This window comes from Marivita lacus, from assembly GCF_014637725.1.
Lineage (GTDB): Bacteria > Pseudomonadota > Alphaproteobacteria > Rhodobacterales > Rhodobacteraceae > Marivita > Marivita lacus.
Genome location: NZ_BMFC01000003.1, coordinates 393,129 through 413,832, shown reverse-complemented (window position 1 = coordinate 413,832; position 20,704 = coordinate 393,129). Strand labels below are relative to the sequence as shown.

At 64.9% G+C, this 20,704-nt stretch carries 18 protein-coding genes and 1 tRNA gene; 11 read left to right on the top strand and 8 right to left on the bottom strand.

Annotated features, from left to right (window positions below; translation table 11 throughout):
• Window positions 1-10 precede the first annotated feature (10 nt).
• Complete coding sequence (ssb, locus tag IEV82_RS09630) at window positions 11-538, top strand: single-stranded DNA-binding protein (protein ID WP_188481793.1); 528 nt, start codon at window positions 11-13, stop codon at window positions 536-538.
• Window positions 539-568: 30 nt separating this feature from the next.
• On the opposite strand, the gene aroB is transcribed toward ssb, so the two are convergent.
• Together aroB and IEV82_RS09620 are read right to left on the bottom strand one after the other, a co-directional pair.
• Entirely contained in the window at window positions 569-1,681 is a 1,113-nt protein-coding gene (gene aroB / locus IEV82_RS09625; protein WP_188481792.1) for a 3-dehydroquinate synthase, read from the bottom strand.
• Window positions 1,678-2,226, bottom strand: coding sequence for a shikimate kinase (locus IEV82_RS09620; protein ID WP_188481791.1), 549 nt, complete (start codon window positions 2,224-2,226; stop codon window positions 1,678-1,680). The genes aroB and IEV82_RS09620 overlap by 4 nt, the downstream gene beginning before the upstream one ends.
• Before the next feature lie 144 nt (window positions 2,227-2,370).
• On the opposite strand from IEV82_RS09620, the gene IEV82_RS09615 reads away from it, so the two are divergent.
• The 4 genes from IEV82_RS09615 (at window position 2,371) to IEV82_RS09600 (ending at window position 6,362) form a co-directional block, all read left to right on the top strand.
• A complete protein-coding gene (locus IEV82_RS09615) occupies window positions 2,371-2,508 on the top strand; it encodes a hypothetical protein (RefSeq protein WP_188481865.1) in 138 nt (45 codons plus the stop codon).
• Window positions 2,498-4,054, top strand: a complete 1,557-nt coding sequence (locus IEV82_RS09610) for a hypothetical protein (protein ID WP_188481790.1) — start codon at window positions 2,498-2,500, stop codon at window positions 4,052-4,054. The genes IEV82_RS09615 and IEV82_RS09610 overlap by 11 nt, the downstream gene beginning before the upstream one ends.
• Window positions 4,051-4,977 carry a site-specific tyrosine recombinase XerD gene (locus IEV82_RS09605; RefSeq protein WP_188481789.1) on the top strand — a complete coding sequence of 309 codons (927 nt, stop codon included), beginning with the start codon at window positions 4,051-4,053 and terminating at the stop codon, window positions 4,975-4,977. The genes IEV82_RS09610 and IEV82_RS09605 overlap by 4 nt, the downstream gene beginning before the upstream one ends.
• Before the next feature lie 68 nt (window positions 4,978-5,045).
• Entirely contained in the window at window positions 5,046-6,362 is a 1,317-nt protein-coding gene (locus IEV82_RS09600; protein WP_188481788.1) for an HlyC/CorC family transporter, read from the top strand.
• 101 nt (window positions 6,363-6,463) lie between these two features.
• Here IEV82_RS09600 and IEV82_RS09595 read toward each other — a convergent pair whose 3' ends face one another.
• Window positions 6,464-8,878 carry a GcvT family protein gene (locus IEV82_RS09595; RefSeq protein WP_188481787.1) on the bottom strand — a complete coding sequence of 805 codons (2,415 nt, stop codon included), beginning with the start codon at window positions 8,876-8,878 and terminating at the stop codon, window positions 6,464-6,466.
• Window positions 8,879-9,025: 147 nt separating this feature from the next.
• Between IEV82_RS09595 and IEV82_RS09590 the strand changes: the two genes are divergently transcribed.
• Together IEV82_RS09590 and IEV82_RS09585 are read left to right on the top strand one after the other, a co-directional pair.
• A complete protein-coding gene (locus tag IEV82_RS09590; protein WP_188481786.1) occupies window positions 9,026-11,446 on the top strand; it encodes a GcvT family protein in 2,421 nt (806 codons plus the stop codon).
• Window positions 11,447-11,455: 9 nt separating this feature from the next.
• Window positions 11,456-12,061, top strand: coding sequence for a nucleotidyltransferase family protein (locus tag IEV82_RS09585; RefSeq protein ID WP_188481785.1), 606 nt, complete (start codon window positions 11,456-11,458; stop codon window positions 12,059-12,061).
• A 207-nt stretch (window positions 12,062-12,268) separates the two neighbouring features.
• Here IEV82_RS09585 and IEV82_RS09580 read toward each other — a convergent pair whose 3' ends face one another.
• Genes IEV82_RS09580 through IEV82_RS09565 form a run of 4 tightly spaced genes read right to left on the bottom strand, consistent with a single transcriptional unit; the run spans window position 12,269 to window position 16,895 of the window.
• Window positions 12,269-12,823 carry a pyridoxamine 5'-phosphate oxidase family protein gene (locus IEV82_RS09580; protein WP_188481784.1) on the bottom strand — a complete coding sequence of 185 codons (555 nt, stop codon included), beginning with the start codon at window positions 12,821-12,823 and terminating at the stop codon, window positions 12,269-12,271.
• Window positions 12,816-13,856 carry a lipocalin-like domain-containing protein gene (locus tag IEV82_RS09575; protein ID WP_188481783.1) on the bottom strand — a complete coding sequence of 347 codons (1,041 nt, stop codon included), beginning with the start codon at window positions 13,854-13,856 and terminating at the stop codon, window positions 12,816-12,818. The genes IEV82_RS09580 and IEV82_RS09575 overlap by 8 nt, the downstream gene beginning before the upstream one ends.
• Entirely contained in the window at window positions 13,846-16,242 is a 2,397-nt protein-coding gene (locus IEV82_RS09570; RefSeq protein ID WP_373285199.1) for an FtsX-like permease family protein, read from the bottom strand. The genes IEV82_RS09575 and IEV82_RS09570 overlap by 11 nt, the downstream gene beginning before the upstream one ends.
• The gene (locus IEV82_RS09565) at window positions 16,239-16,895 is read right to left on the bottom strand and encodes an ABC transporter ATP-binding protein (RefSeq protein ID WP_188481782.1); all 657 of its coding nucleotides are present in this window, start codon (window positions 16,893-16,895) and stop codon (window positions 16,239-16,241) included. Before IEV82_RS09565 ends, IEV82_RS09570 begins: the two co-directional genes overlap by 4 nt.
• 105 nt (window positions 16,896-17,000) lie before the next feature.
• Here IEV82_RS09565 and IEV82_RS09560 point away from each other — a divergent pair, with 105 nt between their 5' ends.
• The 4 genes from IEV82_RS09560 to IEV82_RS09545 all read left to right on the top strand — a co-directional run bounded on the left by IEV82_RS09560 (window position 17,001) and on the right by IEV82_RS09545 (window position 20,431).
• Window positions 17,001-17,699, top strand: coding sequence for a hypothetical protein (locus tag IEV82_RS09560; RefSeq protein WP_188481781.1), 699 nt, complete (start codon window positions 17,001-17,003; stop codon window positions 17,697-17,699).
• Complete coding sequence (locus IEV82_RS09555; RefSeq protein WP_188481780.1) at window positions 17,696-18,802, top strand: AAA family ATPase; 1,107 nt, start codon at window positions 17,696-17,698, stop codon at window positions 18,800-18,802. The genes IEV82_RS09560 and IEV82_RS09555 overlap by 4 nt, the downstream gene beginning before the upstream one ends.
• A 2-nt stretch (window positions 18,803-18,804) precedes the next feature.
• Window positions 18,805-20,025, top strand: a complete 1,221-nt coding sequence (locus tag IEV82_RS09550; RefSeq protein ID WP_188481779.1) for a vWA domain-containing protein — start codon at window positions 18,805-18,807, stop codon at window positions 20,023-20,025.
• A gap of 85 nt (window positions 20,026-20,110) precedes the next feature.
• On the top strand, window positions 20,111-20,431 hold the full coding sequence (locus IEV82_RS09545) for a c-type cytochrome (protein WP_188481778.1): 321 nt from the start codon (window positions 20,111-20,113) through the stop codon (window positions 20,429-20,431).
• Between the two features lie 52 nt (window positions 20,432-20,483).
• Here IEV82_RS09545 and IEV82_RS09540 read toward each other — a convergent pair.
• Window positions 20,484-20,569: transfer RNA gene (locus tag IEV82_RS09540), tRNA-Leu, on the bottom strand.
• Window positions 20,570-20,704 lie beyond the last annotated feature (135 nt).

The following is a 20,704-nucleotide window of genomic DNA, read 5'->3' as shown; positions in this document are numbered from 1 at the left end:
TGGGGGAAACATGGCCGGTTCAGTCAACAAGGTCATCATCGTCGGCAACCTTGGCCGCGATCCGGAAGTGCGCACATTCCAGAACGGGGGAAAGGTCTGCAACCTGCGGATCGCCACGTCAGAGAACTGGAAAGACCGCAACACCGGCGAAAAGAAAGAGCGCACAGAGTGGCACAGCGTGGCGATCTTTTCCGAACCGCTGGCGCGCATCGCCGAGCAATATCTGAAAAAGGGCTCCAAGGTGTATATCGAGGGGCAGCTTGAAACGCGCAAATGGCAGGACCAGTCCGGTCAGGACCGTTACACGACCGAAGTTGTGCTGCGCCCCTATCGCGGTGAACTGACCCTGCTCGACAGCCGCGATGGCGGCGGTGGCGGATATGGCGGCGGCAGCAGCGGCGGCAATGATGCCGGTTACGACCGCGATTACGGTGGTGGCTATGGCGGCAACGACCATGGCGATGGCGGTTCCAGCGGTGGTGGCGGTGGCCCGGCCCGCGCACCGGCCCGCGACATCGACGACGAAATCCCGTTCTGACGAAAAAGGCGCCCGGTGAGGCGCCTTTTTTCATCTCTCGGACAGGGCGTCCTGCAACAACGCCAGCACCCTGTCAGGTGGGACATCTGACGACACAAACGCCTCGCCGATGCCGCGCGCAAGGATGAAGCGCAGCTGACCGTCGACCACCTTCTTGTCCTGCCCCATCAGGTCGAGCAGCGTCCTGGCATCCGGCAGCACGCCGTCGATATCGGCCAGATTCACCTTCATCCCCATGCGGCTCAGCATCTCGCGCACGCGGCTCGGGTCTTCCTGCGCGCACAGACCAAGGCGCGAGGACAGCTCGAAGGCCAGCGCGCAGCCGACGGCCACACCTTCGCCATGCAGCAGCCGGTCGGAATAGCCGGTCGCAGCCTCGAGCGCGTGGCAGAACGTGTGCCCCAGGTTCAAAAGCGCGCGGTCGCCCTGTTCGGTCTCGTCGCGCACAACGATCTCGGCCTTCATCTCGACCGAGCGTTTCACCGCATAGGCCAGCGCCTCGGGGTCACGCGCGGAGATGCGGGCGGCGTTCCGGTCCTGCCAGTCGAAGAACGCGGCATCTCCCAGAAGTCCGTATTTCACCACCTCGCCATAACCCGCAAGGAAATCGCGGTCTGGCAAGCTGTGCAGCACCGAGATGTCGGCGAGGACCAGCGCAGGCTGGTGGAACGCCCCGATCAGGTTCTTGCCCTGCGGCGCGTTGATGCCGGTCTTGCCGCCAACCGAACTGTCCACCTGCGCCAGCAGCGAGGTCGGGATTTGCACAAACCGCACACCCCGACGAAGAACGGCAGCGGCAAAACCCACGAGGTCACCGATCACCCCGCCGCCAAGCGCGATCACCACGTCGCGGCGTTCGATCTTCTGCTCCAGCAGCCATTCCACGGTGCGTTCGAATTGCGGCCAGCCCTTGGTGCTTTCACCGGCAGGCAGGGTCAGGCTGACGGACGCGATCCCGTCAGCGGCCAGCGCCGACTCCAGCGCCGCCAGATGCAGACCCGCGACATGGGCATCGGTGACGACCGCCACGCGTGGACGCTTGAGCAGCGGCGCGATCTCGGTCCCTGCACGGGACAGCAGATCCGGGCCGATGCGCACATCATAGGCGCGGCCCTCAAGCGGGACATGAACCGTTTCGATCATTGCAGAACCTCCAGCACATCCGGGCGCGACCGCAGCGCCGTGATCACGCGCGCCGCCATGTCATCGATCGACAGGCCGGGTTCTGACACAACCGTCAGGTCTGCCGTGGCATAGATCGGCACCCGGTCGTCATAAAGCTTCTTCAGCGCGCCGAAAGGATCAGGAACTCGCAGCAAGGGCCGGGAATCCTTGTGTTTCACGCGCGCCCAGAGCAGGTCGAGATCGGCGTTCAGCCATACCGCCACGCCATGCCGCGATATGATCTCGCGGTTCTCGGGGGCCATGTAGGCACCGCCTCCGGTGGACAGCACACCCTGTTCCCGCTCGAGCAGACGCGAGATGACCTGCCGTTCCTTGACGCGGAAAAACGGCTCTCCGTCGCGCTGGAAAATCTCGGGGATGGTCATGTTGGCGGCTTTTTCGATCTCGGCATCCGAATCAATGAACGGGGCGTGCAGCATGGCGGCCAACGCCTTGCCAACGGCGGTTTTCCCCGCACCCATCATGCCGACAAGGACCACCGTTTTCTTCAGTCTTGCCTGCATTGTTTCCGACAGACCCCTTGTATCTCGGCCAAGTGCCGCCAATTTTTCGAATTCCGCCGCTGAATGACGTGATCTTGGGCAAAAGGCCAGTTATAACTTGGAAAAAATCAATCTGGCGGGGCAAGGATCGACATGGGGCGCATCATGAAATGGCTGGTCTATCTGGCGATCATCGGCGCGGTCGCGCTGGTGGCATATGCCTATGTCGGGCCGTTCTTCGGGGCGGATTTCTCGCCGCCGCAAACGGAAGTCAGAAAACCGGTGGCTCTGGATGCAGACTAAGCTATCGCTCCTGATCCTGGCAGGTGTCGCATGGCCTGCCGCCGCGCAGGAACAGCCGTTGTCGGCCATCGACTGGCTGGCCGTGCAGCGCAATGCACCACCGGTCATCGTGGCGCCAGACAGCGTTCCCTCCAGACCCGTGGCCCAGAGCGCGACCGTTCCCGATGTCGAGGTGCAATCGCTGGATGCGCCGGGGGCCGGCGGTGCGGGGCTCTTGCCGGGCTCGGTCACCGGACTTCCGCAAACGCTTTGGCAGGGCAGCACCGAGACGGATTTGATCGCGCTGCTTGACCCCATGCAGACGCGCCGCCCCACGGTCCCCGCGCTGACCGGGTTGCTGCACATCCTGATGCTGGCCGAAGCCGACCCGCCCGCCAGTGCACAGGGCGACATGCTGCTGCAGGCGCGGGTGGACCTGTTGTATCATCACGGGCTGGTCCCGCCTGCCGAAGCGCTGATGGAACGGGTCGGGACACTGACACCCGAGCTTTTCGCGCTGGCCTTCGACCTTGCGCTGCTGACCGGGACGGACGAGTCGCTCTGCGCGGTGCTGAACAACACACCCAGCCTGAGCACCGATCTACCCACCCGCATCTGGTGCGAAACCCGCAGCGGTGATTTCGCCCATGCGATGACCATCTACCAGACCGGCGAGGCGCTGGGTCAGTTGTCCGACCTCGATGCCGAACTGCTGCTGCGGTTCCTTGATCCCGAATATGCCGAGGACAGCGCCCCGATGCAGGCGCCGGTGCGCCCGACCCCGCTGCAGTTCCGCCTGTTCGAGGCGATCGGAGAGGCCTTGCCGACCACGCCCCTGGCGCTGCCCTTTGCGGTGGTCGAACTGTCGGGCGATTCCGGCTGGCGCGCGCAATTGCAGGCTGCCGAACGACTGGCCCGCGTCGGTGCGATCGACGGCAACCAGCTTCTGGGTGTTTACACGGCACAAAGACGTGCCGCATCCGGCGGCATCTGGGACCGGGTCGAAGCGCTGCAACGGTTTGAGACCGCGCTCGGCTCGGGCGATCCCGCTGCGATCTCCACCGCGCTGGAACAAGTCTGGCCGCAGATGCGCGCGGCGGGGCTTCTGGTGCCGTTCTCCAACCTCTTTGGCGCGCAACTTCAGGACCTGCAGCTTTCGGGCCGTGCGCAGGACATCGCCAGCCTGTCGGGCCTGCTGTCCGAGGGCTATGAGGAGACGGCCCGCGCCCTGACCGGGACTGGCGATGCACGGCTGGCCTTTCTTGCGGCATTGGCACAGGGACAGCGCCCCCAAAGCACCCCATCGAACCTGCCGCACGCCGCAGCGCTGTCCGCCGCATGGGCTGAAACTGCGCAGCCCCCCGCAGATATCGCCCCCCTGCCCGCGCAGAACCGCCTGGGCGAGGCGTTGCTGATGGCGGTGCAGAAATTCGACACAGGGGCCGCCGGAAGCGATGCCGACCTGACCGGCGCGCTGCGCTCCCTGCGCGCCTTCGGGCTGGAAGACACCGCACGGCGCGCCGCGTTGCAACTGGCCATCCTCGATATGGAAGGCGCGCGCCGATGAGCGACCGTCACTGGATCGCGGCTTTTCTGGATGCGCAGGCCGCCGAACGCGGGGCGGCGACCAACACGCAACTGGCCTATGCGCGCGATCTTGCGGATTTCACCGACTGGCTGACCGGGCGCGGATCATCGCTGACGCAGGCGCAGAAATCCGATGTGGAGGACTACCTCGTGCATTGCGATGCGCAGGGATTGGCGAAATCCACCCGCGCGCGGCGGCTGTCCGCGATCAAGCAGCTCTACCGTTTCTGCTTCGAGGAAGGGTTCCGCGCCGACAACCCGGCGGTGCAGATCAGCGGACCGGGCCGCGACAAGCGCCTGCCCAAGACGCTTTCGACCCAAGAGGTCGATCTTCTGCTCGATGCCGCTGGTGTGTATGGCCGCAGCCCGTCAGACCGCGAACGCAACACCTGCCTGATGCACCTGCTCTACGCGACCGGCATGCGGGTGAGCGAGTTGGTGTCACTGCCCCTGTCGTCGGCCAAGGGTGATCCGCGCATGCTTCTGATCCGCGGCAAGGGCGGCAAGGAACGCATGGTGCCGCTGTCACCGCCCGCCCGCGCCGCGCTGCGCGACTGGCTGAAAACCCGCGTGTCGATCGAAGACACCGCCCGCGCCGAGGGCAAACCGGCCTCGGCCTTCCTGTTCCCGTCGCGCGGCAAATCCGGGCACCTGACCCGGCACGCGTTCTACGTGCTGATCAAGGATCTGGCCGTGGTCGGTGGCGTATCGCCCGCAAAGGTCACGCCCCACACGCTGCGCCACGCGTTCGCGACACATCTGCTGGCCAACGGCGCTGACCTGCGCGCGATCCAGACCTTTCTGGGTCATGCCGATGTGTCGACCACCGAGATCTACACCCATGTTCTGGAGGAACGGCTCAAGGAGCTGGTGCTGGATCACCACCCGATGGCGCGCGACTGATCCGCGCCTCTTGAACGCGCGCGGCCCTGCCGCCATAACCAAGTCACATTTTCAAAACGTTGGACCCCATGGACCCCGTATCAACCGGCGCTGACGCCGCCTTCTGGATCACCTCTGCCGCCATCCTCGGACTTCTTGTGCTGTCGGCCTTCTTCAGCGGCTCGGAAACCGCGCTGACAGCGGCATCGCGCGGCAAGCTGCGATCGATGGCCGACAAGGGCTCCAAGGGAGCGGACCGCGCGCTCATCATCACCGAGGACAACGAACGCCTGATCGGGTCGGTGCTGCTGGGCAACAACATGGTCAACATCCTGGCCACGTCTCTGGCCACCGCGCTGTTCACCCGGGCCTTTGGCGAATCCGGGGTGGCGCTGGCCACCCTTGTGATGACCGCCCTTGTGCTGGTCTTTGCCGAGGTGCTGCCCAAGACCTATGCCATCACCAATCCCGAAACCGCAGCCAGCCGCGTGTCGCCGGTGATCCAACTGGTCATTACCGTCTTTTCGCCCGTCGTCAGCGCGGTGCGCATGCTGGTGCGCGGGGTGCTGCGCGTCTTCGGTGTCAAGACAGACCCCGACAGCCATATCCTTGCCGTGCGCGAGGAAATCGCCGGCGCACTGCAACTGGGCCATTCCGAAGGTGTTGTCGAGAAAGAGGACCGCGACCGCATCCTCGGCGCTCTGGATCTGAGCGAACGCACCGTCGAAGAGATCATGCTCCACCGCTCGGGCATCGAGATGATCGACGCCGACAACGACCCGCAGACGATTCTGAAGCAATGTCTGGAATCCAACCACACGCGGCTTCCGCTGTTCCGCGGCGAACCGGAGAACATCATCGGCGTCGTGCACGCCAAGGATCTGTTCCGCGCGATGTACCAGTTCATGCAGGAGGGCAACAAACCCGCCGACGCGATGAACAGCTTCAAATTCGCGGATGTGGCGATGAAGCCCTATTTCATCCCCGACAGCACGTCTCTGGACGACCAGATGCGCCAGTTCCTGCGCCGCCGCACCCATTTCGCGCTGGTGGTCGATGAATACGGCGCGCTGCAGGGGTTGATCACGCTCGAGGACATCCTCGAAGAGATCGTGGGTGAGATCACCGACGAGTTCGATCCCGATGGCGATGTCGCCATCACCCCCGGCGAGGATGGCAGCTACTGGATCGACGGGTCCATGACGATCCGCGACCTGAACCGCGCGCTGGACTGGACGCTGCCGGACGACGAGGCCAACACCGTGGCAGGGCTCGTCATTCACGAGGCGCAGATGATCCCGACCATGGGCCAGTGTTTCAGCTTTCACGGGTTCCGGTTCGAAGTGATGGCGCGCGACAACAACCGCATCACCGCTCTCAAGATAAGGCCTCTGGCGGCGGAATAACCACGGGTGGGTCAGACTGCGTCAACGCAGTCTGACGTTACCGTTAACGGTAACGCCGGGGCTCTGCCCCGGACCCCGCGGTATTTTAGAACCGAAGAAGATCAGGCGCGCAGTCTTGTGCCCTCCGGGTCGAAAGGGGGCCGATCCAGAATGGTGGCCCCATGCGGGCGGCCGAGCACCATCACCTCGACCTGATCGCCCGGCTCGGCACCTTTGACGAAGCCAAGGGCAAGCGACAGGCCCACATGGTAGCCATAGGCGCCGGAACTGACCCGACCGATGCCGACACCGTCCTTGAAGATCGGCTCGCCTCCGGTGGCGTCAGCGTTCGACGCATCGGTGTCCTCTGCGTTCAGCGCCAGCAGCACCATCCGTTCGCGGCCGGGCTTGGCCATGTTGGCCAGCGCCGCGTCGCGGTTCAGGTAGGGTTTTTCGGTTCGGCACAGCCGGTCCAGCCCGCATTCCTGCGGCCAGTATTCCGGGCTGTATTCGCGGCCCCACGATCCGTAGCCCTTTTCCATGCGAAGGCTCATCAGCGCGCGGCTGCCCACGGGGATTGCGCCAACCTCTTGTCCCGCCTCCAGAAGCGCGGCGTAGAGCGCGGCTTGATCCGCAGCGCGGCAATGCAGTTCCCAGCCCAGGTCACCTGTGAAGGACACCCGCAGGGCCATCACCTCGACACCCGCGATCTCGATCATGGCGGAACGCATGAAGGGCCAGGCTTCGGTGGCCAGCGACGAGTTGGTCAGCCGTTGCAGCAGGGCGCGGGACTGTGGCCCTGCCACGTTGAACCCGCACCAGTCGTTTGTCAGGGACGCGAAACTCGTGCCTTCGGGCAGCGGCACCGCGTCGTAGACCCGTTTCTGGTAGCGCTCGGCCATCCCGGAGCTGACGATCCAAAAGTCGTCCTCGGCCAGCCGCGTGACTGTCGCATCGCCCGCGATGCCGCCGCGTTTGCCGATCAACGGTGTGAGACAGGACCGCCCGACCTCGCGCGGCATGCGGTTGGCGAAGACCGCGTTCAGCCAGTCCTCTGCCCCCGGCCCCGTGATGCGGTACTTGGCGAAGTTCGAGATGTCGATGATGCCTGCTGACTCGCGCAGCGTACGGGCCTCGTGGCCCACCACGTCCCACCACGGTTGACGGGTGAAGCCTGCGCTGTCCGTCACGTCTTTCGAGAAATAGAGCGGATGTTCCCAGCCGTAGTTCAGGCCAAAGACCGCGCCCATGTCTCTCTGCATTTCGTAAGCAGGGCGCGTCCGTACGGGGCGACCCGCGTCGCGTTCCTCACCGGGGAAGTGGATCTTGAAGCGGTGCGCGTATTGATCGCCGACCCGCGCCTTGGTGAACTTGGCATCGGCCCAGTCGCCAAAGCGCGCCACATCCCAGGCGAACATGTCGTACTGCATCTCGCCTTCGATGATCCACTGCGCCACCATGAGGCCCATGCCGCCCGATTGCGAAAAGCCGGGGATGATGCCGTTGCAGCAGAAATAGCCCTGTTTCTCGGGCACCGGGCCAAGCAGGACGTTGCTATCGGGCGACCAGATCATCGGGCCGTTGATCACCCGCTTGATCCCGGCGGTGCCCACGACAGGCACCCGCTCGATGGCGCGCATCATGTTGGGTTCGATCCGTTCCAGATCGTCGGCGAAAAGCTCGTGTCCAAAGCCCTGCGGCGTGCCGTCCTCGGCCCAGAAGCGCACGTCTTTTTCATAGGCGCCGACAAGCAGGCCCTTGCCCTCCTGACGCAGGTAATATTCGCCGTCCCGGTCAGCGACAGACGGCAGGCGCCGGTCCATCGCGTCGATCTCGGCGATGGTTTCGGTGACAAAATACTGGTGTTCGGTGGGCAGCAGCGGCAGCTTGATGCCCGCAAGCGCTGCCACTTCACGCCCCCAGAGGCCTGCGGCATTGACCACCCACGGCGTGTGAATGTCACCCTTGGGCGTGCGCACGATCCAGGTTCCGTCGGGCTGCTGGTCGGTTGCGGTCACCGGCGTAAAGCGATGGATTTCCACACCTTTCTGGCGCGCGCCTGCGGCATATGCTGCTGTCACACCCGACGGGTCCACGTTCCCGCCATCGGGTTCATACATGATGCAGCGGATGCCGTCGAAATTCACAAGCGGGTGCAGCGCCTCGGCCTGCGCGCGGCTGACCTCGTGAAAATTCATGCCGTAGAGTTTCGCCTTGGCGGCTTGCAGGCGCAGCTGATGCTCGCGGGCTTCGGTCTGGGCAAGGTAGAGCGATCCCGGCTGGAACACGCCACAGCTCTGGCCGGTTTCCGCCTCGAGTTGGTTGTAGAGGCTCATCGTGTAATGCTGGATGCGGCTGATGTTGGTGCTGTCATGCAGCCCGTGGATATTGGCGGCGGCGTGCCAAGTGCTGCCGCTGGTCAGCTCGTCGCGTTCCAGCAGGACGACATCGGTCCAGCCCAATTTTGCCAGATGGTACAAAATCGAACAGCCGATGACGCCGCCCCCGATGACGACTGCCTGAGCGTGGGTTTTCATCCTGTGCGCCTCCGTGCATGTTGGCCCCACCCTTTCGATCCGAGGACGAATGCGGTTGCCACAAGCCGACACCGGATGTCGTTTTCCGGCAGGACGCAAGAGGAAAGCCCGCCACATGGTCGGCGCATAAGGTCAGGGAGAATTGGCATGAAGACGCAGGCACGTGTGGTGGTGATCGGTGGCGGGGTTGTGGGCGTGTCGGTCCTCTATCACCTGACCAAGCTGGGTTGGTCCGACGTCATGCTGGTGGAACGCTCGGAACTCACCAGCGGGTCGACGTGGCACGCGGCGGGCGGGTTTCACACGCTGAACGGCGACACCAACATGGCCGCACTTCAGGGCTACACGATCCGGCTTTACAAGGAGCTGGAGCAGATCACCGGCATGTCCTGCGGGCTGCACCATGTGGGGGGCATCACGCTTGCCGACAACCGCGACCGGTTCGACATGCTGCTCGCCGAGCGGGCCAAGCATCGCTACATGGGGCTGGAGACCGAGATCGTCGGGCCGGAGGAGATCGCGAAAATCGCGCCGATCACCAATCTGGATGGCATCCTTGGCGCGCTTTACGATCCGCTGGACGGCCATCTTGATCCGTCGGGCACCACCCACGCCTATGCCAAGGCGGCACGGATGGGCGGGGCCACGATCGAGACCCACGTGATGGTCAACGAGACAACGCAGCGCCCGGACGGCACGTGGAACGTGGTGACGGACAAGGGCACGATCCATGCCGAACATGTGGTCAATGCGGGCGGTCTCTGGGCGCGCGAAGTGGGCGCGATGGCGGGTGTCTACCTGCCGCTGCACCCGATGGAACACCAGTATATCGTCACGGATGAGACCCCCGAGATCTATGAGCGCGAGACCGAGCATCCGCATGTGATGGACCCCGCCGGAGAGTCGTATCTGCGGCAAGAAGGACGCGGGCTCTGCATCGGGTTCTACGAACAGCCCTGTCGCCCCTGGGCGGTGAATGGCACGCCGTGGAATTTTGGCCATGAGCTTTTGCCGGATGACTTTGACAAGATCGAGGAAAGCATTGAATTCGCTTACAAACGATTCCCGGTGTTGGAGCGCGCGGGCGTCAAGTCGGTCATTCACGGCCCCTTCACCTTTGCCCCCGATGGCAATCCGCTGGTTGGCCCTGTTCCGGGGTTGCGCAACTACTGGTCGGCCTGTGNCTGGTCGGCCTGTGGTGTCATGGCCGGGTTCAGCCAGGGTGGTGGCGTGGGGTTGATGCTGGCGCAGTGGATGATCGAGGGCGAATGCGAACGCGACGTCTCGGCGATGGACGTGGCGCGGTTCGGCGACTGGATCAGCCCCGGCTACACCCTGCCCAAGGTGATCGAGAACTACCAGAAACGCTTTTCCGTCAGCTATCCGAACGAGGAATTGCCCGCCGCGCGGCCAAATCGCACGACAGCGATGTACGACACATTCGATACGATGGGCGCGGTCTGGGGCGCGCAGTTCGGGTTGGAAGTGGTCAATTACTTCGCCCAAGACGATGAGCCGCGCTTTGAGACACCCAGTTTCCGCCGCTCGAACGCCTGGGACGCCACCGCACGCGAGGTGAAAGCCGTCCGCGAAGCGGTTGGAATCAATGAGGTTCAGAACTTCGGCAAGTACGAGGTCACCGGCCCAAATGCCCGCGACTGGCTGGACCGGGTCATGGCGGGGCGCGTGCCGAAACCGGGGCGGTTGTCGCTGACGCCAATGCTGTCACACAAGGGGCAGCTGATCGGAGATTTCACCATCTCGTGTCTCTCGGACACGCATTTCCAACTGACCGCAAGCTATGGCGCGCAGGCCTATCACATGCGCTGCTTCGAGCAGAACGCGGCCGAGGGTGTGACCCTGCGCAACGTGTCGGACGCGCTGACCGGCTTCCAGATCGCCGGACCGAACGCGCGCCGGGTGCTGGAGGCTGTGACGCGCGACGCAACGGATCTCAAGTTCATGGATGTGCGTCCCATGACCATCGGCATGACACCCTGCCTTGTGCAACGGGTCAGCTATACCGGCGGTCTGGGCTACGAGATCTACTGCGAACCGGTGGCGCAGCGGCAGCTGTGGCAAACGCTCTGGAGTGCCGGGCAGGATCACGGGATGCGGCCTTTCGGGATGCGGGCGATGATGTCGCTCAGGCTCGACAAGTTCTTCGGGTCGTGGCTGTCCGAATTCTCGCCAGACTACACGCCGGGGGAAACCGGGATGGACCGCTTTATCGCATGGTCCAAGAACGTCGATTTCATCGGTCGTGCCGCTGCCGAGGCGGAACGCGCCACCCCACCCGACCGGGTGCTTTGCGCCTTCGAGGTCGCGGTGACCGATGCCGATGTGAATGCCTATGAGCCGATCTGGATCGACGGCGACGTGCGCGGTTTCTGCACCTCGGGCGGCTATTCGCACCATGCCGGCAAATCCATCGCGCTTGGCCTGATCCCCCGCGGCCTTGCGACCGAAGGCCAGAAAGCCCAGATCGAAATTCTGGGCGAGATGTGCGATGCGACACTCATCACCACCCCGCTTTACGACGCTGACGGGGCGCAGATGCGCGGCTAGACTGCCGGAATGAGCCGGACAACACTCGTGATTCCCGCCGCCGGGGCCAGCCGCCGCATGGGCGACCGCGACAAGCTTCTGGAGCCTGTTGACGGGATGCCGCTTTTGCGCGGCGTGGCGCTGCGGGCGCTGGGGGTCAGCGCTGACGTGATCGTCACCCTGCCGGATGTGTCCCATCTCCGTGCCGATGCGCTGCACGGTCTGGCGGTGACGCAGATCGCGGTGCCGGATGCGTCGGGCGGCATGTCCGCCTCATTGCGGCGCGCGGCAAAGGCTGTGCCGGACGGAACCGAGGGGCTGATGATCCTGCCCGCCGACATGCCGGACCTGACGGAAGACGATCTGCGCAAGGTCATGCAGGCCTTCGAGGATGCAAGCGGCGCGTTCCTTGTGCAGGCGACGGGTGCGGACGAGACCCCAGGCCATCCGGTGATCTTTCCCGCCGACCTGATTCCGAAGTTCCAGTCCCTGACCGGCGACGAAGGCGCACGCGCCATTCTTCAGGCGAACCGCACGCGGCTGATCCGGGTGGCCCTCCCGAGTGAAAACGCGCTGACCGATCTCGACACGCCGGACGCGTGGACGCTGTGGCGTGCGAACAATCCGGACAGGTAGGGTGTGGACAGGTCTTTGGACAAAAAAATAGGGCGGCTCTCCCCAACCGCCCTATTCTCTTCGATCGCCGCCTCTTTCGGGCGCAATCGGCTGTAAAACTGCCTCGACTTTCGCCGGTAGCGGTGACCGTACTCAAGAATTCCTTCAGCGCAAGACAAAAATGTCAGTTTTGTGAACCGCTCACGGGTCTTTGTGGATTACATGACCCTAGGGAACCCACCACTCCCCGATCCAGCCGTCGCGCGCCCTGAAAACAGCGCGTCTGTGCGGATCAACCAGCTGCATCAGCTCAATCGATTCGATGTGGCAGGTCAGCACGGTGAACCAGTCGCGGCTGGCCAGCTTGGTATAGGCCTCAGCGTCGGGGATCACTGTGCCGGGGGTCGGAGACGCGCCATAGGCCATGCGCGACCCGTCGGGCACGTTTTGCCAGCGGTCCGCCACCTCGTTGCCCTGACGGATTGTCACGCGTGTCGACAAGCGGATCTGCAGCTTGGGCTTCTCGTCCCAGATCATGAGCTGCGCGTGTGGGTTGGCCTTCAGAGACGCGATCTTGTCGGACCCGCCATCGGTATGCACCTCGACCGTGCCATCGCTGCGACTGGCCCCGCGCAGCACGACGGTGCGGGCCTCGGGCAAGCCGTCGGGCGATACGGTGGCAAAGGCCGGGTGCCGCGCCGCGGCCCGCCGGTCGGCCACACCGCGTGTCAGGCGCTGCCAGCCCAGATCGAGGAAGGCGGCAATGTCGCCGTGATCACTCATATCCCGTCATCTCCAGATAGCCGCGCCCCTCATGCGAGCCTTCGACCGTGACCGGGCCTTCCCAATACGGAATCGACAGCGCCATCCATGCATCAGGGTTGAGCGCTTGAACCGTCACGTCGATGCCCTTGTCGGGCAACTGCACCGCCCATCTGGTCGGCACATCGCGGCCCGCGACCTCGTGCCAGTCCAGCGGCTGCGCGGCGAACGCCCCATCGGGATAGGCGGTCGTCGTGCCGTCGGACGCGATCCATGTGGCCGAGGTGAACGCGCCGCCATCGTCTTCGCGCAACAGGAACCCCATCAGCTTGTCCCCGGACTCAAGAGACAGCGAAAACCAGTCCCAGCCCGATTGCGTCTCGGCCAGGGGCTGCGAGGACCATTCGCGATCGAGCCAAGCCGCGCCCGTCACTGGCACATCGCCCTGCGGCAGGGTCAGGCTGCCTGTCACCTCGTAGAACGGTTGCGAATAGTAGTAGCTCGCCTGCCCCTGCGCGGATTTGACGGAAAAGCCGTTCTCGCCGTGAAAGACCAGCGGCCCTGTGGCCTGCAGGTCCAGATCATAGGCAAAGGCATTGCCCCGCGCGGTCAGCGTCAGGTCGTCAAAGGACGGGCCCGCCATCCGCCAATCGTCGATCCAGGCGTCGAACGGATCGACCGTCACACCCGCCTGCCCGATCCCGCCCCGCGCGATGCGTTCGGCCACCAGATGGCGATCCGGCGTTGTGACAGCGGCATGGGCGAACCAGACCTGCGGGTCGGACCAGCCTTCGCGGGTTTCCGGTGCCAGCGCCGACCGGAACAACGTCCATTGCACGCCATAGGCTGTGCCGTCCGGTCCGGTGAGGTTGGCGGTCAGGTACCACCATTCGATGCGATACTCGGGATGCGGGCCGTGGTCCTGCGGGAAGTCGAAGGCCGGGTCCGGGGTCGGCACGGCAAAACCTTCCGCATCGGTGCCAAGCCCGGCAAAGCCTTGGGCAGCGGCCTGCATGGGCAGCCAGAGCAGCAGAGCGATGACCCTAACGATCATTGGCGAACACCTTGAGCAGGTCAGACGGCGGCGTGCGCGCCAGTCGGATCGCGGGCCAGAGCGCGGCCAATGCCGCAGCCAGCAGTGCAAACAGCGTCAGCAGCGCGTAATGGCCAGGGAACAAATACATCGGCAGTTTCCACCCGAACGCCTCCACGTTGACGTAGGACAACAGCACCCATGCCAGCAGCAGGCCCAGCGGGATGGCCAGCACCGTGGTGACCAGCGCCAGCACCACCGCGCGCAGCAGTTCCAACTGACCCAGCTTGCGCCGAGTCAGCCCAAGCGCCCACGCGGGCGCAAGCTGCGGCACCCGGATCGACGCGAGGGTCAGAAGGCTCATCAGGATGGCAAAGGCCGCAACCGCCAGCGTCAGCACGTTGAGCGCGCCGGTGACGGTGAACGTGCGTTCGAACACCTCGATCGAGAACGCCTTGATCCGCGACTGGTCGGTGATCGCCGCCTCGGGCAGGCCGTAGTCTTCGGTCAGCCGGTCCCGCAACGCCGCCGGATCATCGCTGCGCAGGCCAAACGCCAGCGGCACGGTGTCCGGGTAGAGGTCGAGAAACAGCGGCTCCGCGATCAGCGCCTGTCCCAGCGGATTGCCGTAATCGGCAACAATGGCAGCGATGGGCAGGGTGAGGTCCGGCGCAATGGTCACGCGGTCCCCCGTCCACAGATCCGCACGGCGGGCAAGCTGCTCGCTGACCACGGTCGCTTCGCCCCGCGCCACCCGGTCCCAGACATTCGGGGTCTCATCGAGAAACAGCCAGTTCTCGCGATAGGTCGGACCGACCCGCACCCCGAAGAGGTCCGTGGGCACACCCGCGATCTCGGTCTCGACCGACAGAAGCGGCAGGACTTCGCTTGCATATTCGACCATATAGGCTTCAAGATCAGGGCTTTGCGCGGCGTCGTCAATGCGGATGAACAACTCCGGTGCCAGCCGCTGATCGAGGAAATCGACAAAGGTCACGCGAAAGCTCGACACCATCGTGGACACGCCGACATTGGCCGCCGTCGCGAGCAGCAGCGCCATCAGCGCAAGGCTCATTCCCGGCACCTGCTGGCGGGTGTCGGCCCAGAACCATTGCCACATCGCGCTTTGCGCCAGCCCGTCGGCCAGCGTCACCGCACCGCGCAGGATCAGCGGCAGGATCAGCGCCGCCCCGATCAACAGGCACGCCAGAAGCGCAAAGCCAAGGGTCAGCCCGCTGCCCCAGATCGCGATGCCCGCGCCGATCAGGAACAGCAGCCCCGCCACCAGCCCCAGACGCACCGCCGTGTCGCCCGAAGCAACCGCCCAGGCGCGCGGCCGTGCGCTGGACAAAAGCGGCATCCGCGCGATCTTCCACAATGCGCCCGACGCGGCCAGCCCGGTGCCCAGCACCGCGATGGCCAAGCCGGACAGCCACCATTCCGGGCGCAGTTGCAGCGTTCCTGCAACAGTGGCACCGTAAAGCCCCTGTAGCGTCGCAGCCACGTTGGGCAGGAGCACGGCCGCGATGACATAGCCAAGAGCCACGCCGATGCCGCCCGCCACCAGCGCAAACACCACCAGCTCCGCAATCATCAACGCAATCAATATGTTGAGCGGCACTCCCAAAGCACGGAGCGTCCGAACCATGGCGCGCCGCTGCTCGAAGGCGAGACTGATCGTGCCATGCACGATGAAGATGCCCACGGCAAAGCTGAGCAGTCCAAAGGCGGTCAGGTTGAGGTGAAAACTGTCGGTCAGCCGGTTCGCGCCCGCATCCTGCGCGGGCTGAAGAACAAGACCTGGCGCAACCGTGGCAATGTCCGGCAGGCCCATCGGCTGCACCCGTGCGACGATCAGGCGGCTCAACTGGCCTTCGGCCTCGAGCAAGCCTTGCGCGACGCCGATATCGGTCAGCGCAACCCCCGGCGCGACCGATGGATCGGGAATCACCCGTTGCGACACCGCAGACTCCAGCGCCTCTGCCACGTCCGGCGCGGCGAAGAGAACGCCACGGGTCAGGAAATCACCCAGATTGGCGCCCTCCTGCATCCCGACAGGGGCAATTGCACCGGGGGCCGTCAGCGGATCAAGCCCGACGATCCGCACGCGGTCATCCTCGGTCCGCAACCGCCCTTCGAGCACCGGCGACACCTGCCACCCGGCGCGGCGCAGCGCGACATAGGTGGACTGGTCGATCCAGTCGCCGCTGCGGGGCAGAAGCTGGTCGAACTGGCCTTCGCCCAAGGTGGCCGCCGCCGCGTCATAGCTGGCCCGCGCCTCGGCATTGATCGCCTGAACCCCGGACCAAAGGGCCGTGGCCAGTGCAAGCCCTGCAATCATTGCAAAAAACTGCAGCCGGTTGCTGCGCCAATGCGACACGAGGGCTGTCAGCGCCGTGAGGGTCACACCACGTGCCCCTGGCTCAGATGCACATGCCGCCCCATCCGGCGCGCAACACTTTGCGAATGCGTGACCATCAAGAGCGCGGCCCCGGTTTCGCGCACAAGGCGCAGCATCTGGCCCAGCACCTCGGACGCGGTGGCCTCGTCCAGATTGCCGGTCGGTTCATCCGCCAGCACAAGCTTCGGCCGCGCCGTCAGGGTGCGCGCGATGGCAACGCGTTGCTGCTGCCCGCCGGACAGGGCTTCGGGATACTTGGACAGGTGGTCGCCCAGCCCGAGCGCCCTGGACAGGCGGGCCGCGTGATCGGCGTCGAACGCCCCACCCAGTCGGGCCTGAAAGGCGATATTCGCCTCGACCGTCAGCGACGGGATCAGGTTGAACTGCTGAAAGATCACCCCGACCTCGGTGCGCCGCAACGCCGAACGGTCGCGGTCGTTCATGCTGGTGATCTCGCGCCCGGCGACGGTGATCGATCCGTCATCGACCTTGTCCAACCCGCCGATCAGGTGCAGCAGCGTGCTTTTGCCCGATCCCGATTCCCCTGTCAGCGCGAGCGTTTCACCGCGCTCCAGCGACAGGGACACGCCGCGCAGGACAGGCACGTCGCCATCTGCGCCGGGAAAGGATTTCATCACGTTTTGAACGGTCAATACCATGCCTCTCAGCTATCACGCCCGACGGAAAGGAAAAGGCCGCCTTTGCAAAAAGCGCCATCGCACTTTGCCGCGTGGGCGCGCGGTGCTACCTCCGACGGCATGAGCATGTTCATCCTGTCCCCGGAAACGGTCTGGAACCCCAAGGCGCTGGAAACCGGTTCGGTTCCCCGCAAGGTGCTGCACCGCATCGCGTTCCTGCCCAAGGGCGGCGGGGCGGCGATGGTCGCGCGGGTGATTTTCGAGAACGAGCCTTTACGCTGCTTCATCGCGCTGTCGCCCTTCGTGGCGGCCATGTTCATCTGGCGCGATCTGGCCTTGCCGATCTCGCAGGCCCCCGTCGCGATGATCATCGTGATCGGGTTCTTCGAGATGAAGGTGCTGCGCCTCTCGCCCGACAAGCGCAAGGCGCTGATGACCGAGGATGACGCGGCGCGTATTCTGGACACGCTGAGCTACCGGGCGCGACGGGTGCTGACCCGGCTTGCCGCGCATCGGGGGCAAACGAGCGGTGAGATCATGCTGGTGGTCGAACAATCCGAACTGGCGCATATCACGCCGCTGACTCTGGTGTCGGTGCAGACCCGCGAAGGCAAGCCGCGCATTTTGCCCCTCGATGATACGGAGCGCGGATTGATCGCGGACGGGCTGTTCGATGCAGAGTTCAGCGAGCGTGACCTGCATGCCGCCAATCTGCGCGAGGACATATACCTGCGTTCCGTCACCTTCGACGCGCGCGGCGTGTCGGGCCATGCACGGCTGGCGGCATTGCTGGACGCGCCCGCACCGCAAGAGGCCACGGCATGAGCGTGAATGCGCAGACGGTCTCCGCGGGTGATGCGCTGGACGTTCTGCGCACCGCCTGGGCGGCGCAGAGCACCGGCGCGCTGATGACAAGCTGGATGCTGCACGGGCGGCCGGGTGTTGGGAAAACCCAGCTTGTCCAGACGCTTGCGACCCAAATCGGCGCAGAACTCTACGACATCCGCCTGACCACGATCGAACCGCAGGATCTGCGCGGGCTGCCGTATTACGACCACGAGACCCGCAAAACGCTCTGGTATCCGCCCGAGGATCTGCCGGACCAACCGGGAACGCCCGCCGTGCTGTTCCTTGACGAACTCACCGCAGCGTCACCCTATCTGCAACCCACCGTCTACGGCCTGTTGCAGGAACGCCGCGTCGGGCGTCACACCCTGCCCGACAGCGTCTTCATCGTGGCCGCTGGCAACACGGTCGAAGATGGCGCGGTGGCCTACGAGATGGGCACGGCCCTGTCGGACCGGCTGGTGCATCTGCACGTGACCGCCAACGCCAAGGACTGGCTGGAACGCTACGCGGTGGACCAGTCGCTGCACCCGGCGGTGACGGCGTTCCTCCGGTCCCGCCCCGATCTGCTGGACAGCACCGAAGACAGCCTGCGCCGCGGCGAGATGATCGCCTGCACACCCCGGTCCTGGGAACGGGTGAGCCAGATCATGCGCGCGGTGCCGGACCGGCGCATCCGCGACACGATGGTGGCGGGCACGATCGGCGTGGCTCCTGCTGCCGAGTTCGCCCGCGTGGCGGATGAGCTGGATGCGATGGTCACGGTGCAGGACATGATCGCCACACCGCGCGGGCAGCGGGGGAACCTCTATCCCGAGACCCTGAACGGACTGGTGGGTCTGATCTACGGGCTGGTGGCGCAGACCGATGCCGACACGATCGGGGGCGTGATCGAGGTGATGGCGGATATGCGGACGCTGAAATCCGACCGGCTGCAATCGCTGCCCTTGGGTGAATTGACCAGCTTCGGGTTTGAGTTGTTGATCCGCAAGGCGCTGGCGCAAGACCTGCAAGAGGCGTTTCGCACCTCTGCCGCCTATGTCGAATATGCACAGGACCGGGCCAAGGCCGGGGCGCTTTAGCCATGTCCGACCAGCACAGCCACCGCGCCCGCGCGGCGCTGGCGCAGATGGGTGATGCGGACCCGGCGATTGCCGCACTGGCGCTGTGGTGCAGCCACCGCGACCACGAGAACGACACAGAAACCAACGGCGACACAATCCTTTACGGGCCGTCCTTCACGCAACTTTCCCTGCCCGAACAGATCGGTCTTGCCGCGCATCATGTGCTGCACGTGGCCCTGCGCCACTCCGCGCGGCAAGCCGAGATGGCGACGCGGCTGGGGCGCGGGTTCAAGCCGACGCTCTACACGCTGGCCGCCGATGCCATCGTCAACGAGGCGCTGCTGGCGGGTGGCCACGCGCTGCCCCGTCCTGCGGTGCGCGCGAAAGAGCTGATCGACCTGCTGCCCGGTCTGGACACTGTAGCCCCGAACATCCTTGCCGATTGGGATACCGACCGGCTGTATCACGCCCTCGCAGCGCCGCTTGAGGGGGATCCGTCGCAGGGTACTCCGGCCATCGATGAGTACATGCGCAAACGGCGGTTCGCGCCCGACCTGACCAGCAAGGGCGCGTTCGAGACCCAAAGCGATGTCTGGGCCAGCCGCGTCGATCAGGCGCTTGAGCTGGGCCGCTCTGCCGGTGTGGGGATCGGTCCGGCGCTGCTCCGCTTCGGCGATCTGCCCTGCTCGACCGTGCCTTGGGAACGGCATCTGCGGCGCTTGTTGCTCAAGGCAGTGAGCGAGGTGCCGCGCCTGTCCTACAAGCGCCCCGCCATGCGCTGGGTGGCGCAAGAGGCGCAGGCGCGAGCTGGTGGCGCGCCTGTGCCCGCGTTCCAGCCCGGTCTGGCCCGCGATTTGACCCGACCCCGCATCGTGATCGCGGTGGACACATCCAGTTCGGTGACCGACACGCAGCTTGATCTCTTCGCGGCGGAAATCCTCGGCATTCAGCGGCGCAGCGCGGCGGAACTGCATCTGCTTGGCTTTGACACCGCGCTGCACAGCCAGACCCGGCTGGAGAGCGCCGATGCGTTGAACCGGCTGGCGTTGCGGCGCGGAGGTGGGACGGATTTCACGCCCGTGTTCGATGCCTGCCAGCGGCTTGATCCGTCGCTGCTGATCGTGCTGACCGATCTGGACGCGCCTCTGCCTGCCGCACCGCGCCATGCGGTGATCTGGGCCGTGCCAGCGCCGGTGCCCCGTCCACCTGCCTTTGGCACGGTCCTTGTCATGGCGCGATGAGGCGGGGCAGTCGCCAAATCCTTTGCCGGACGGGGAACAAGCGCGTAGCATGCCCCCAGAGCCACGGAAACCGCCGGAGGGGATCATGCGCAATCGCTGTCTTTGCCTTGGGGGTGTCCTCGCCCTTGCGGGTCTGTCTGGAACTGCGCTGGCACAGGAGGGCAACATCACCATGGGCCGGCAGATCGCCGAGGAATATTGCGTGTCCTGCCACGATGTCGATCCCGGCGGCGCGTTCAAGCAGGAACCGCCCAGCTTTGCCGCCATCGCCATCTACCGGTCGCCCGAGCAGATTCGCGAGCGCATCGTCACCCCGATCCATGCCGCCATGCCCCGCTACACCGAGTACATGATCGGCGGGAATATCGACGATATGGTCGCCTATATCGCGTCGCTCGAGGAGTGAGTCCCGGTACACCGGCACTGGCAGGTCGGAATGGATTTTTCAGATGAAAAGCTGGTACCCAAGGTCGGACTCGAACCGACAAGGCCGTTAAGCCGGGGGATTTTGAATCCCCTGCGTCTACCATTCCGCCACTTGGGCACAGGCGCGGAATTAGCGAGTTTACGTTGAAAGGTCCAGTCCCTTTCGTGCGAAATTCGCAGCAACAGCGCACCCGATTACGCATCGGCACACAGGTGTGACAGACACCTGTCTCGAGCCGCTGGTGCAGGGCCG